Source organism: Stenotrophomonas sp. YJH_SMC_46 (genome assembly GCF_059370315.1).
On the sequence record NZ_JCAFTO010000001.1, the window covers coordinates 480615 to 494047 of the forward strand.

At 66.8% G+C, this 13433-nt stretch carries 10 protein-coding genes; 2 read left to right on the forward strand and 8 right to left on the reverse strand.

Annotated elements, in window-relative coordinates; all coding sequences use genetic code 11:
• Positions 1-4: 4 nt before the first annotated feature.
• The 4 genes from lldR to AC5P8C_RS02220 form a co-directional block, all read right to left on the reverse strand.
• A complete protein-coding gene (lldR, locus tag AC5P8C_RS02205) occupies positions 5-769 on the reverse strand; it encodes a transcriptional regulator LldR (RefSeq protein WP_005417039.1) in 765 nt (254 codons plus the stop codon).
• A gap of 53 nt (positions 770-822) precedes the next feature.
• Positions 823-2481, reverse strand: coding sequence for an L-lactate permease (gene lldP, locus AC5P8C_RS02210; protein WP_233654060.1), 1659 nt, complete (start codon positions 2479-2481; stop codon positions 823-825).
• Positions 2482-2686: 205 nt separating this feature from the next.
• Positions 2687-3139: an MgtC/SapB family protein gene (locus tag AC5P8C_RS02215; RefSeq protein WP_005413774.1), complete on the reverse strand. Its 453-nt coding sequence runs from the start codon at positions 3137-3139 to the stop codon at positions 2687-2689.
• 129 nt (positions 3140-3268) lie between these two features.
• On the reverse strand, positions 3269-4027 hold the full coding sequence (locus AC5P8C_RS02220; RefSeq protein ID WP_019660217.1) for an SDR family NAD(P)-dependent oxidoreductase: 759 nt from the start codon (positions 4025-4027) through the stop codon (positions 3269-3271).
• Positions 4028-4350: 323 nt separating this feature from the next.
• Between AC5P8C_RS02220 and AC5P8C_RS02225 the strand changes: the two genes are divergently transcribed.
• The gene (locus AC5P8C_RS02225) at positions 4351-5304 is read left to right on the forward strand and encodes a helix-turn-helix transcriptional regulator (RefSeq protein ID WP_058981829.1); all 954 of its coding nucleotides are present in this window, start codon (positions 4351-4353) and stop codon (positions 5302-5304) included.
• A gap of 165 nt (positions 5305-5469) precedes the next feature.
• On the opposite strand, the gene AC5P8C_RS02230 is transcribed toward AC5P8C_RS02225, so the two are convergent.
• The 3 genes from AC5P8C_RS02230 to AC5P8C_RS02240 form a co-directional block, all read right to left on the reverse strand.
• Entirely contained in the window at positions 5470-7380 is a 1911-nt protein-coding gene (locus AC5P8C_RS02230; protein WP_495218292.1) for a CocE/NonD family hydrolase, read from the reverse strand.
• Between the two features lie 213 nt (positions 7381-7593).
• Positions 7594-7980: a DUF4440 domain-containing protein gene (locus tag AC5P8C_RS02235; RefSeq protein ID WP_233654058.1), complete on the reverse strand. Its 387-nt coding sequence runs from the start codon at positions 7978-7980 to the stop codon at positions 7594-7596.
• The gene (locus AC5P8C_RS02240; protein WP_019660221.1) at positions 7980-9338 is read right to left on the reverse strand and encodes an MFS transporter; all 1359 of its coding nucleotides are present in this window, start codon (positions 9336-9338) and stop codon (positions 7980-7982) included. Before AC5P8C_RS02240 ends, AC5P8C_RS02235 begins: the two co-directional genes overlap by 1 nt.
• Positions 9339-9443: 105 nt before the next feature.
• On the opposite strand from AC5P8C_RS02240, the gene AC5P8C_RS02245 reads away from it, so the two are divergent.
• Positions 9444-10349, forward strand: a complete 906-nt coding sequence (locus AC5P8C_RS02245; RefSeq protein WP_019660222.1) for a LysR family transcriptional regulator — start codon at positions 9444-9446, stop codon at positions 10347-10349.
• Positions 10350-10481: 132 nt separating this feature from the next.
• On the opposite strand, the gene AC5P8C_RS02250 is transcribed toward AC5P8C_RS02245, so the two are convergent.
• A complete protein-coding gene (locus AC5P8C_RS02250) occupies positions 10482-13277 on the reverse strand; it encodes a beta-glucosidase family protein (protein ID WP_019660223.1) in 2796 nt (931 codons plus the stop codon).
• Positions 13278-13433: the final 156 nt, after the last annotated feature.

The window sequence follows — 13433 nt, forward strand, 5'->3', positions numbered from 1 at the left end:
GGGGTCAACCGTGTGGGGAAGGCAGGCGCGAGGCCCGCGCACGCCGGGCTTCGTTGTCATCGAGGGTGCGCAGCGTGGTGTGCACGAATTCGAGGTGGGCATGCGCGGCGGCGCGCGCGCGTTCGGGGTCGCCCGCCAGCACCGCGTCCATCATCTCGCGGTGCTGGTCGGACAGCGGCGAGAAGGTCCTCGCCGAGGTGTAGAGCTTTTCGCGGCTCTGCGAGATGTTGGTCTGCAGCAGTTCGAACAGTCCGCGCATCACCTGCAGCAGCACCAGGTTGTGCGAGGCCTCGGCGATGGACAGGTGGAAGGCCGCGTCGGCCTCTGCCTCGCCGGTGGGGTCGTCCTTGCCGTGCGCATCCATCATGGTCTGGAAGGCCTGTGCGATGCGCGCGCGGTCCTCGTCGGTGGCCCGCAGCGCCGCATGCCAGGCGGTGGCACCTTCCAGCGCGTGGCGGATCTCCAGCACGTCGAAGCGGTATTCCGGGTCGCCCTGGAACAGCGGCAGGTACGGCGCCAGCGGTTCATCCAGCGCCTGCCGCGCGCGTGCCGCAGGCTCGGCCACGTAGGTGCCGCCACCGACCCGTGCGGTCAACAGACCCTGGCTGGCAAGCTGCGCGATGGCCTCGCGCAGCGCGGTACGCGAGACCCCCAGCTGCACCGCCAGGGTGCGCTCGGCCGGCAGCCGGTCGCCCGGCCGCAGCTGTTGTTCCTGCACCAGGCCGCGCAGCTGCGCAGCCACCTTGTCCGAAATACGTTGCGTGCTCATGGCGCCATTGTGGCCCGAAGCGCGCAGCGGGTGGTTGGCCAGCCGCGCATGCCTCAGGGAATCATCCAGGTCAGCCAGTAAGCCTGGGCCAGGGTGATCAGGCCGACCATCGTGGTGAAGATCAGGCTGTGCTTGACCGTGAAGCGGAACAGGTCCGATTCCTTGCCGGCCAGGCCGACCGCCGCGCAGGCAATGGCGATCGACTGCGGCGAGATCATCTTGCCGGTGACACCACCGGTGGTGTTGGCCGCTACCAGCAGCACGTCGGACACGCCGATCTGCTGTGCGGTGGTGGCCTGCAGTGCCGAGAACAAGGCATTGGACGAGGTGTCCGAGCCGGTCAGGAACACGCCCAGCCAGCCCAGAAACGGTGAGAAGAACGGGAACGCGTCGCCGGTATGCGCCAATGCCAGCGCCAGCGTCGCCGACAGGCCCGAATAGTTGGCGATGAAGGCGAAGGCGAGCACCATGCCGATCGAGTAGATCGGCATGCGCAGCTCACGCACGGTTTCGCCGAAGGTGCGCAGCGCCGAACGGGCCGGCATGCGCAGCGCGATGATCGCGATCACCGCAGCGAGGATGATCGAGGTACCGGTGGCCGAGAACCAGTCGAACCTGTAGACGGCTTCGTAGCTCAACGGTGCATCCACGATCGGCGGCATCTTCTGCACCATCTGGTCCAGGCCCGGCACCGGGATCTTGAGCACCCAGCTTTCCAGCGGGCCACCCGCCGCGAACAGCGACTTGAACGGCTTGATGCTCCACAGCGTGACCATCGCGGTGAGGATCAGGAACGGCGACCACGCCCTGGCGATCTGGCCAACGCTGTAGCGGGGCGCTTCCAGTGCCTGTGCGGCCGCCTCGGCGCTGGTTTCGGTATCGAAGCGGAAGATCCGCACCGGCTTCCAGCGGCGCAGGAACAGGGTCAGGCACACCAGCGACGCCAGCGACGCGGTGATGTCCGGCAGTTCCGGGCCGATGAAGTTGGAGGTCAGGTACTGCGCGATGGCGAACGAGCCCCCCGCAACCAGCACCGCCGGCCACGTTTCCCTGATGCCGCGCCAGCCATCCATGATCGCCATGATCCAGAACAGCACGATGATGGTCAGGAACGGCAGCTGGCGGCCGGCCATCTGGCCGATCTCGAATGCGTCCAGGCCGGTGACCTGCCCTGCCACGATGATCGGAATGCCCATCGCGCCGAACGCTACCGGCGCAGTGTTGACGATCAGGCACAGGCCGGCGGCATACAGCGGCTTGAAGCCCAGCCCGACCAGCAGCGCTGCGGTGATCGCCACCGGCGCACCGAAGCCGGCCGCGCCTTCCAGAAAGGCACCAAACGCGAAACCGACCATCAGCATCTGCAGGCGCTGGTCTTCAGTCACGGACAGGATCGAGGCGCGGATGATGTCGAACTGCCCGGTCTTGACCGAAACTTTGTAGAGGAACACCGCACCGATGATGATCCACGCGATGGGCCACAGGCCGTAGACGAAACCGAAGCCGGCCGCGCCCAGCGCCTGCGGCACCGGCATGCGGTAGAACAGCAGGGCCACGCCGAGTGCGATGGCCACGGTGATCGTGCCGGCCAGCCAGCCCTTCATGCGCAGCACGGCCAGGGCAACGAAGAAGAACGCGATCGGCAGCAGCGCGATCAGGCTCGACAACCACAGGTTGCCGGCGGGGTCGTACAGGTGTTGCCAGGGCTGCATGAAGATTCTCGACTGGGAACGCAGGAGCCCACCGCAAGCGGTGGGTCGCCGTGGCCGTCGATCATTGGTATTACCATTGATGATTCGATCAGACCACTTGTAGCAGATTTAACCGCCACTCCGACGACGAGCCTATTAGACCATAAGGCTAGCCGTCATATTGGTCCGACCATTACAAACTTCATGGTAGGCAACGCGACCTTCCCTACGAAATCCGCTTCTCCAACCGCCGCATCACCGCCAGCACCAGCACGCACAGCACGCTCACGCCGATGGCGATCACGTACTTGCTGATCCCCACCGCAATCCCGATGGCCGCCGCCATGATCAACGAGCTGGCCGTGGTCAGGCCGCTGACCTGGTCCTCGCGTGAGCCGCGCAGGATGGTGCCGGCGGCCACGAAGCCGACGCAGGCCACCACCGCTTCAATCAGGCGTACCGGATCGACCTGCAACAGGTCGCGGTAACGCTCCTGCTGGAAATGTTCGGCCACCGAGTCTCCGAGACCGACGATCAACGCGGCGGCCCCGGCGATCAACATGTGCGTTCGCAGGCCGGCGGCGTGCTTGCCCATTTCCCGCTCGACACCGAGCACACCGCCGAACAGCATCGCTGCGGCTACGCGCAGCAGGATCGAGACATCCTGGGTAAGTTCCATGGGCAGGCTCCGGGAATTTCCCTGAGCGTCGCGTGGAATGCGTGGCATAGAGGTGAAGGCCACCCCACAGTGCGTTCACCCGGTAGCGCCGGGCGATGCCCGGCTACCCCGTAACCCGCGTTCAGCGCATCACTGCGCGAGGTAGCCACCATCGATGGCGTAGTACGTGCCGGTCGCGAACGAGGCATCGTCGCTGGCCAGCCAGGCTACCAACGCGGCCACTTCCTGCGGCGTACCCAGCCGCTTCAACGCGTGCCGCCCTTCCAGCGTGGCGCGCACCTTCGGGTCCATCTTCTCCAGCAGCGGTGTGCTGATGAAGCCCGGCCCCACTGCGTTGACACGGATGCCGTCAGCCGCATGTTCCCACGCTGCGGTCTGGGTCAGCCCGACCACGCCGTGCTTGGCCGCCACGTACGCAGTGGAACCGGCATAGCCCACTTGGCCCAGGATCGAGGCCATGTTGATGATGCTGCCGCCCGTGCCGGCCGCGCGCATGGCCTGGATCTGCGCACGCTGGCACAGGAACACGCTGGTGAGGTTGACATCGATCACGCGCTGCCAGCCATCGATAGGATAGTCACCGCTGGCGGCGGCCGGCCCGCTGATGCCGGCGTTGTTGACCGCCACGTGCAGGCCGTCGAGTTCCTTGATCGTGCGCTGCACCGCTGCCTCCACCGCCGCGTCGTCGGTGACGTCCAGCGCGATGCCGATGGCCTGTGCACCCGCATCCCGCAACTGCGCCACGGTGGCATCGACCGCATCCTGCTTCAGATCCCAGACCGAGATCCGCGCGCCGGACGCCGCCAGGGTCTGCGCCACAGCCAGGCCTATACCGGACACGCCGCCGGTCACGATCGCGGTCTTGCCGGTGAGCTGGTAGTCAATCATCTGCGTTCTCCATCAGTGGGGGTATCGAAGTGGCCTGCAACAGCCAACCGCCCCACCCTACGCGCGCGCCCGTGACGGCCAGGCTGACATCGCATCTTCAGGTGATCGTTCCAGCCATAAGACCTCAACTGAAGTTTATGTATGGAATTACGTACGGATATGCATGCAAAACGCCGGCGTATGTTCGGCGGCATTTTCACTTTGGCCGTAATCGCCAATCGTTTTGACCTTATTGAGGTCAAAAGCGCGCGAATCGCGGCGACAATGGGAAACACTTCCAGTTTCTTCGACACATCCAATTCAACCTGTGTTTGCGCAGAGCGATGTCCCGATATTTCACTTTTGCTGATTACCGCCACTTCGGCGAACGCCATGGCTACGACTACCGGATCGAAGGGAGTGAACTGCGCGACGACCAATGGGCAGGGCGTGGCGACGTCCACGAGCAGTCACTGCGCGGTGGCCTGGGCCTGATCGCCTCGGACGTGCACAACCGGTTCACCTACACGGCCACCGCTGTGCACGGTGCCGGCCTGACCATCCGCCTGATGCTGCAGGGCGAAGTGGATGTCCAGTTTCCTCGTCGCAAGGGGTTCACGCTGCGCGCCGGCACAGGCATGACCACAAGTCACCATGAACCTGTTTCCATGGCCGGTCTGCATCCTGGTGGCAGCCACCTGCGCGGGGTCAGCTTGAGCGTACCGGCCGACCTGGACGTGGACATGCTGCGCCTGCCGGCACTGCAACGGGTCCTTCATTCCCCTCTGCAGTGCCGCCACTGGGCCATTCCGCATGCCTTGCTGCCAACGCTCGCCCAATTGTTCGACAGTCCCTGGCAGGACGACATCGATGCGCTGTGGCGCGAAGGCGTGGCCCTGCAGGTGTTGGCCGTCGGCCTCCAGGCCGAGGATATGCAGACCGAGCATGTCCGCACACTGCGCGCCGGCCAGCGCGAGCGGCTGGAGCGCGTGCGTGCCTACCTGCATGACGACCCCAGCCATGCCCACAGCCTGATCGAACTGGCCCAGCTGGCCTGCATGAGTCCCAGTTCGCTGCGCCGCCACTTCGCACAGCAGTATGGAAGCTCGGTGTTCGACTATCTGCACGAACAGCGCATGCGCCACGCCGAACAGGGCCTGCGCGAGGACGGCTGGACAGTTGAACAGGCCGCTGCGGCCTGTGGTTACCGCCATCCCAGTAACTTCGCTGCGGCGTTCCGCAAGCGTTTCGGACTGGTGCCCAGCCGCTGGCGCACGGGCCCATCGAAGGTGGACTGAAGGCCCGGGCCCTGGCAGGTGTCGACCTTGGTCGACACGCTCCTGCGCCATCGCGGATGCCGGCCAGCGGCCGGCACTACCAACGCCGCCGGGCATGGCCCGGCGCTACCGACACCGCACATCCCTGGGTAGCGCCGGGCCATGCCCGGCGTCACCCTGGCCGCTTCAATACACCGGCAGATCGATGTAGCTCGCCTGTGCCGCGCTGTGCCAGACCCGCTGCGTGGCCTTCTGGTAATCGCCCGGCCTGGCCAGGTAAATATTCGGCACGTAAGTCTGCGGGTTGCGGTCATACAGCGGGAACAGGCTGGACTGCACCTGCACCATCACCCGGTGGCCCTTCTGGAACGTGTGGTTTGCGTTGGGCAGATCGAAGCGATACGGCAGCACCTGGTTGGCGGTCAGAGGCTTCGGATCGGTGAAGCTCTCGCGGTAGCGGCCACGGAAGATCGCCAGCGACACCGGCAACTGGTAGCCCCCCATCTCCGGCGTGGACGCTTCCTGGTCCGGATACACGTCGATCAGCTTCACCACCCAGTCGCTGTCGGTGCCACTGGTCGAAGCCTGCAGGTGAACCACCGGCGCGCCGCCGATGCGCAGCGGCGCGGTCAGCGGTTCGGTGATGAAGGTCAACACGTCCGGGCGCCCATCGACGAAGCGCTGGTCCTTGACCAGCCAGGTGGTCCACATGTCGCGGTCGCCGAAGCGGATCGGGCGCGGCACGAACGGCACCGGCTTGGCCGGGTCGGACACGTATTCCTCGAAGTCGCCCTCGCCCGCCGCCGGTGCCTGGAACGCCAGCTTGCCGCCGGCGCGCAGGAACAGCGGCTTGCTGCTGGCGGCACAGCCCTTGTCGCAGCTGCGCGGCCAACCCTTCAGGCGATCCCAGTGGTTCTCACCGGTGTTGTAGATCAGCACCGGTGGCGTATCGGCCTTCGGCGCGCCATCCACCAGGTACTGGTCGAAGAAGGGCTTGAGCACGTCGCGGCGGAACTGCAGCGCGGTATCGCCGTCGAACTTCAGCGCACCCAGTTCGCTGCCGCTGTAGTTCACCTGGCTGTGTCGCCACGGGCCCATCACTAGGTAATTGCGGTGGTTGCCGCTATCGCGTCCTTCCATCGCCTGGTAGGCGTGGTTGGCACCCCACATGTCCTCCTGGTCCCACAGGCCCTGCAGCCACATGGTCGGCACCTTCAGCGGTGTCTTTGCCATCACCGCGTCCAGCGCCTGGCCCTGCCAGAAGCCGTCGTAGGCCGGATGCTCGACCAGCTTCTTCCACCAGGTCAGCTGGTCCACACCGGTGAAGCGCGCGTAGTCGCCGGCCGAACCGATGCGCAGGAAGGTGCTGTAGTCGTCGTAGCCGAGGCTGGGCAGCGGCGTGCCCTTGCCGCGCTTCTCGGTCTGCATCGCGAAATAGTTGAAGTTGACCTGGCGGAACGCACCGTAGTTGAGCCAGTCGTCGCCCATCCAGCCATCGACCATCGGGCTCTGCGGCGCAGCCACCTTCAGTGCCGGATGCGGGTCGGTCAGCGCCATCACCACGGTGAAGCCCTCGTACGACGAGCCGAGCATGCCGACCTTGCCATTGCTCTCCGGTACGTTCTTCACCAGCCAGTCGATGGTGTCCCAAGCATCGGTGGAGTGGTCCACCTTGGTGTTGTTCAACGGCCCGCGCAGCGGCCGGGTCATCACGTAATCGCCTTCGGAGCCGTACTTGCCGCGGATGTCCTGGAACACGCGGATGTAACCGCCGTCGACGAACACCTCGTCGCCCTGCGGCAGCAGATCGCGCATGCGTGGCGAATGACTGCGGCTGGCGCGGCCAGCGGCATCGTAAGGTGTGCGGGTCAGCAGGATCGGCGCGTTGCGGGCGCCCTTGGGCACCACGATCACCGTATACAGCTTGGTGCCGTCACGCATCGGCACCATCACCACGCGCTTGTCGTAGTCACGACCGACATCAGGGGCAACGAAGGGCTTGCCGCTGATGTCCGGGGTCATCGGCGGGGTATCGGCGGCCAGCACGGTGCTGGACAGGCAAAGGGCAATGGCTACAGCGACGGCACGCACACGCATGGACAACCCCTCCCGGCAGGAAAGCCTCAAGCCTACTCCTGCCCCGGGCCGTGAAGTGTGTGCAGGCTTTGCATTCTGCGGTGGATGCGGGTAGGACTGATGGCACATGTGCCGCTACGTTTGCCGACGACAGGTAGTGCCGGCCGCTGGCCGGCAACTTCATGATCCTGCGGCGCGTTACGACGGTTGCCGGCCAACGGCCGGCACCACCGATCAATCTGCCGTTACCTCATGCAGCGCCAGCCAGCACCAGCGCCCCTGTTCTTGCCTCAGTATCGCCAGCGACTCCCGCCATGCGGATGCGCCACCGTCGATCGAATGACCTTCGCGATAGCGCAGCACCGCCAGCGGTGATATAGCATCCACCGCCTGCACGGCTTCGATGGAAATCTGCAGCCCCGGCCGCGCGCCATGGCCACCCGCGAACAGTGCCTGCACGGCATTACGGTCCAGCCTGCGACCCGCGATGCCGACCATGCTGAAGTCCGCGCAGAAATGCGCCATCAGATCATCCAGCGCATCCGCAGCCACCTCGGCCCGGAACCAGGCCTGCAGTTTGTCGTGCAGGTGGTGGATTTCATGTTCTGCGGTCGTAGCCATCAAGTGTTCTCCGGTTGCGAAAGGGTGATCCTCTGCGGCCGACGCAGCAACGCCATCGGCAACAGCGTCATTGCGGCGGCCAGACCCAGAGCTACGCTGGTGGCGCGTGCTGGCAGCCACTGCATGGCCAGCGCCAGCAACAGCGCAATGGCGGCAGTACCCAGGCAGAAACTGAGCTGACGGTTGAGGTTCCAAAGGGCACTGGCATCGCCCAGCGCTTCACCCTCCACGCCGTGGAAAGCCAGCGTCTGCGCGGTGCTGCTGCACAGGCTGCCGCCGGCGCCCATCAGCGCGAACAGCAGCCCGGCCAACGCGAAGGCCGGCTGTGGCAGCAGCGCCATCAACAGCAGGCCGCTGGCCTGAAGCAGCATGCCCACGCGTAGTACCGTGGCCGGGCCGAAACGGGCCAGCAGGCGTTTGCTGGCAGTAATCGCCACGGCCGAGGCCAGCGCCCAGGGCAGCATCAACGCGCCGATGCGTGCCGCGCTGTAACCGGCCTGGTGCAGCTGCAGGGTACTGACCAGCTGGCTGCCGATGAACACACCGGGCACTGCCAGATAGACCAGCATCGCCAGGCGCAGGCCCCGATGGGACAGCAGCGACCAGCGCAGCAGGGGCTGCGCCTGCTGCCGTGCATACCGCAGGTGGGCCGCCGCCAACAGCATTGCGATCAACAGCAGTACGGCACCGGCGGCCCGATGGCCGGGTTCACCCAGCCAGGTCAACGCCAGCAGCAGCGCGCCCAGCGCCAGCATCGCGGTGGACAGCGCATAGGCCTGCAGGCGCGGCGCACTGCGCGCGCCATCGGCCGGCATCCACGCCAGCACCAGTCCAATCGCCACCACGGCCAGCGGCAGGCTGGCCCAGAGCACGCCGCGCCAGGACAACCACTGCACCAGCAGCCCACCGAGCGCGGGCGCCAGTGCTGGTACCAGCAGCGCAACCAGCAGGATGCGGCGGGTCAGCGCGCCACGCTGGTCGGGCGTGCACTGCCGGTACGCTGCTGCCTGTGCCACCGGAATCAGCAGGCCACCGGCCAGGCCCTGCAGCAGGCGCCAGCCCAGCAGCCAGCCAATACCCGCTGCTGCGCCGGCCAGCGCAGCGGCAACCGCGAACAGCAGCAACGCCACCAGCAGCAGGCGACGCTCACCACAGCGCGCGGCCAGCCAGGGCGCCAGCGGGATCACCACGCTCAGGCCCAGCATGTAGGCGGTGCCCACCCAGGCCAGGGTGCTGATATCGGCGTGCAGCTCCGCTGCCAATACCGGATAGGCCACCGTGGCGATGAACATGTTGACCAGATCCAGAGCGAACACCAGCAGGAAGATCGCCTCATGGCGCAGGCGGGGAGACGGCATCGGCGGCGCTCCAACAGGGAAGCGGCCAGCATGCCGTGCGGGCCTTGTTGGAAAAACACGACAGCAACTGCAACACTGTCAAATCCACTTTGACAATGAATTGCCATGGTCAGCCTCGATCGCTTCGATATCTTCCGCGCCGTGGTCGAGGCCGGCAGCCTGACCGCTGCGGCTGATCGCCTCGGCCTCAGCCGCGCGGTGGTCAGCTTCAACCTGAAGCGGCTGGAGCAGGAGCTGGGCGTGACCCTGCTGTTGCGCAGTACCCGCCACCTGGCCCTGACCGAGGCCGGCGAACAGTTCCTGCAAAACTGCGTGCAGGCACTGGATGCCGCACAGGCAGCCATCGATGCCGCGCGCCGCGACCAGCACCAACTGCAGGGTGTGCTGCGCCTGACCACCACGCCGGAGTACGCCCAGCTACGCTTGATTGCTGCGTTGGAGGCGTTTCGTGCGCGGCACCCGGCCCTGCAGCTGCACCTGTCGACCTCACCGGCACCGGCCGACCTGATTCCCGAGCGGTTCGACCTGGCAATCCGTCTTGGCCGCCTGCCGGATTCGGGCCTGCACGCCAGCGAACTGGAACGCCATCCACTGTGCCCCGTGGCGGCTCCGTCCCTACTGGCACGCCTGCCCTCTGCCGATGCTGCCGACGACCCCGTGCAGCTGGGCGCCCTGCCCCGCCTCGGTTACCCGCGCCTGGCCGACGTGCCGGTGATCGCGCCTGATGGCAGCGGCGCCCTGTTTGCCACCAACCCGGGCAACGCGGTGGTACGCGTGGATGGTGCCAGCAGCCTGCGCGCGTTCGCCCTGGCAGGCGCCGGGGTCACCGTGCTGCCACGCTGGCTGATCGAGGACGACCTGGCCCAGGACCGGCTGCGCCCGGTGCTGCGCCAGCACCGCTTCCCGCAGCAGAGCGTGTACGCGGTCTACCCGCACAGCACGCAGCCCTCGCCGAAGGTGCGGCAGCTGATCGATTTCCTGCGCGGGTGGTTTGGCAGCGCGCCTGTGTGACTTCCGCGCTCGCCGGGCATGGCCCGGCGCTACCCCATCACCACAGCCCTGGTAACGCCGGGCCACGCCCGGCGAGCGCAGCGGTACCCCACAAACAAACACGGCCCCTTCCGGGGCCGTGTCTTCAAGGCATCAGCGCAGCACCTGCTCCACCAGCTGCACGTCCACGCTCTGCAGCGGCTCGGCCGCATTGCGCGACAGCTGCACCTGGTAGGTGCCGCCGTCGATCTTCCACTGGCGGGCCTGCGCATCGTAGTGCGCCAGCGTCTTCGGCTCGGCTTCGATGCGGATGCGGCGCTGTTCGCCCGGCTGCAGGGTCACCTTGTCATAGCCGATCAGGCGGATCGGCGTGGTGCTGCCGGCCGGCAGCTTCAGGTACAGCTGGGCCACGTCGGCACCGGCGCGCTTGCCGGTGTTGCGAATGTCCACGCTGGCGACCAGGCGCGAGCCTTCCACACTCACCTTGAGGTTTTCATAGGCGAACGAGGTGTAGGACAGGCCATGACCGAACGCGAAGGTGGGCTTCAGGCCCTTGGCCGCCATCCACTTGTAACCGACGTTGGCACCTTCGATATCGAAATCGAACACATCACCGAACGGCTTGGCCGGCTTGAAGCCGAGGCCGTCGATGTGCGGGCGCGGCAGCTGCGATTCGTCCACCACCCAGGTCACCGGCAGGCGGCCGGACGGATTGACCTGGCCGGTCAACAGCGCGGCAATGCCTTCGCCACCGCGGATGCCCGGGTACCAGGCCTGCAGCATCGCCGGCACCTGTGCCAGCCATGGCGTGCGCACCGGGCCATTGGTTTCCAGCACCAGCACGGTCTTCGGGTTGGCCTTGGCCACCGCCGAGATCAGCGCGTCCTGGTTGTCCGGCAGCTGCATGTCCGGCAGATCCACCGATTCGGCGGCCCACTGGGTGGCGAACACGATGGCCACATCCGCCTGCGCGGCTGCCTTGGCCGCGGCGGCGACGTTGGTGCCGTCCACGTACTCGATGGTCGCGTCCGGACGCGCTGCGCGCAGCGATTCCAGCGGCGAGGACGGGTGGAAGATCACCGGGCCCGGCCAGGTGGTCGGCAGCACGCCCGGCACCGCATTGGTGCCCTTGGCGGTCACGCCCACCATCGACGAACCACCACCACCGATCACGCCCTTGTCGGCATGGCCGCCAATGATGACGATGCGCTTCACCGTGTCGGCCAGCGGCAGCAGGTTGCCTTCATTGCGCAGCAGCACGCTGCCCTCTTCCACCGTGCGCTGGGCGACGGCGAAGCCGGCCTCGGCATCCACCTTCTGGTGCTGCGGCGGGTTGTCGAAGTTGCCATGCAGGAACATGGTGCGCAGGATGCGCGCGACCATGTCATTCAGGCGCGCCTGCGGCACCACGCCGCCATGCACGGCCAGGCGCAGCGGCTCATCGAAGAACACCGCCGCGTCGAACACTTCACCGGCCGACTGCTGGTCCAGGCCGGCCAGCGCCGCCTTCGAGCCGCTGTGCACGCCGCCCCAGTCGGACATCACGAAGCCGGGGAACTTCCATTCCTGCTTCAGCACCTGGTTCATCAGGTAGCCGTTCTCGCAGCCGTAGGTACCATTGATCTTGTTGTACGAGCACATCGCCACGCCCGGGCGGCCGGCTTCGAGCGCGATCTCGAAGGCCAGCAGGTCCGACTCGTGCATGGCCTGTTCGCCGATGCGCACGTCGTGGAAGTTGCGCCGGGTCTCCATGTCGTTCAGCGCGAAGTGCTTCATCGAGGAGATCACGTGCTGGCTCTGCACGCCCTGGATCAGCGCGCCAACCATCGAGCCGGCCAGCAGCGGATCCTCACCGGCATATTCGAAGTTGCGGCCGTTGCGTGGGTCGCGCTGCAGGTTGACGCTGCCCGACAGCAGGATGTTGAAGCGCTGCTGCCATGCCTCGCGGCCCATGGTCGCGCCGCCGGCGAAGGCGACTTCGCGGTTCCAGCTGGAGGCGGTGGATGGGCCGGACGGCATTGCGGTGGCGAAATCGCCCGGGCGGATGCCGCCCGGATTGGTCACGCCGACACCGGCATCGGCCGACTGCTGCGACGGGATGCCCAGCCGCGGTACGCCCGGCACGAAGCCGGCCGAACCGACCGCACCTTCCGGCAGCGGGCCACCGTCTTTGCCCAGCCCGAAGTAGCTGTGCAGCATCTGGAACTTCTCATCCTCGGTCATCGCCTTCAGCAGCAGCGCAGCGCGCGCATCGGCGTTGAGGGCGGTGTCCATCCATGGCTTTTCGCCGTGCTTGTCGGGGGCATAGGCCAGGGTCAGCAGGGTGGCGCGCAGGGTGCTGCCCTCCATCTTGAACGGTGCGCTGCTGGCGGCCTGGAAGCCGTCGCTGAAATAGCTGGCATCGGCTTCCAGCGCCACACGCGCCGGATCGAAGCCTGCGGCCTTGGCCGATTCACCGGCCACTGCGCCGAGCAGCACCGCCGGGGCGCCCAACCGCGAACGGGTGACCAGCGCCGGCAGCTGCACCGCACCTGCACCGGCATCGGTATAGACCGCCACGGTATGGCGGCCATCGTCCAAGCGCAGGTAGTTCAGGCCTGACTGGTCGGGGCCGGATTCGGCGGCGATCGGCAGCCGGGTCAGCACGGCCTGGCCGCGCTGGGTCTGGCCGTCGTCCTTGCCGGCGGCAACGAAGCGGTATTCATAGCCCAGGCCGTCGGCCAGCACCTGCAGCGGATCGACCTGGCCGATGCCGCGCTGCACCTGGCGCACGCTCACCGCGTCCACCTTCAGGCTCTTCAGTTGCGCCGCCAGGGCCGGCATCGCCTCGGCGTTGGGCGCCTGTTCCAGGGTCAGCACAGTGAACGCGGCGGGGTCGGCCCAGGCCGGAGCGGCCAGTGCGGCAGACAGGGCCAGAGACAGTGCAAGCGGTTTTGTAAACGTTTTCATCGGCAGGCGTAATTCCGTTGCCAAGGCAATCGGTCCAGGGAAAGTGCCGCCGAAGGGTGCAGCGTTCATGCCGCGCAGGGGTTGCCGGGCAACGTCCCGCAGGCCGAAGGGCGGGCCGGTCTGCGCGCGGGACCCTCCTCCCGGCGTGACAACCTG

Bases quoted from the DNA above. Each gene is read 5' to 3' on its own strand.
- AC5P8C_RS02220 (WP_019660217.1), bottom strand. From the start codon at position 4,027: ATGATTGACTACCAGCTCACCGGCAAGACCGCGATCGTGACCGGCGGC.
- AC5P8C_RS02230 (WP_495218292.1), bottom strand. From the start codon at position 7,380: ATGCGTGTGCGTGCCGTCGCTGTAGCCATTGCCCTTTGCCTGTCCAGC.
- AC5P8C_RS02235 (WP_233654058.1), bottom strand. From the start codon at position 7,980: ATGGCTACGACCGCAGAACATGAAATCCACCACCTGCACGACAAACTG.
- AC5P8C_RS02225 (WP_058981829.1), top strand. From the start codon at position 4,351: ATGTCCCGATATTTCACTTTTGCTGATTACCGCCACTTCGGCGAACGC.
- AC5P8C_RS02240 (WP_019660221.1), bottom strand. From the start codon at position 9,338: ATGCCGTCTCCCCGCCTGCGCCATGAGGCGATCTTCCTGCTGGTGTTC.
- AC5P8C_RS02245 (WP_019660222.1), top strand. From the start codon at position 9,444: ATGGTCAGCCTCGATCGCTTCGATATCTTCCGCGCCGTGGTCGAGGCC.
- lldP (WP_233654060.1), bottom strand. From the start codon at position 2,481: ATGCAGCCCTGGCAACACCTGTACGACCCCGCCGGCAACCTGTGGTTG.
- AC5P8C_RS02250 (WP_019660223.1), bottom strand. From the start codon at position 13,277: ATGAAAACGTTTACAAAACCGCTTGCACTGTCTCTGGCCCTGTCTGCC.
- AC5P8C_RS02215 (WP_005413774.1), bottom strand. From the start codon at position 3,139: ATGGAACTTACCCAGGATGTCTCGATCCTGCTGCGCGTAGCCGCAGCG.
- lldR (WP_005417039.1), bottom strand. From the start codon at position 769: ATGAGCACGCAACGTATTTCGGACAAGGTGGCTGCGCAGCTGCGCGGC.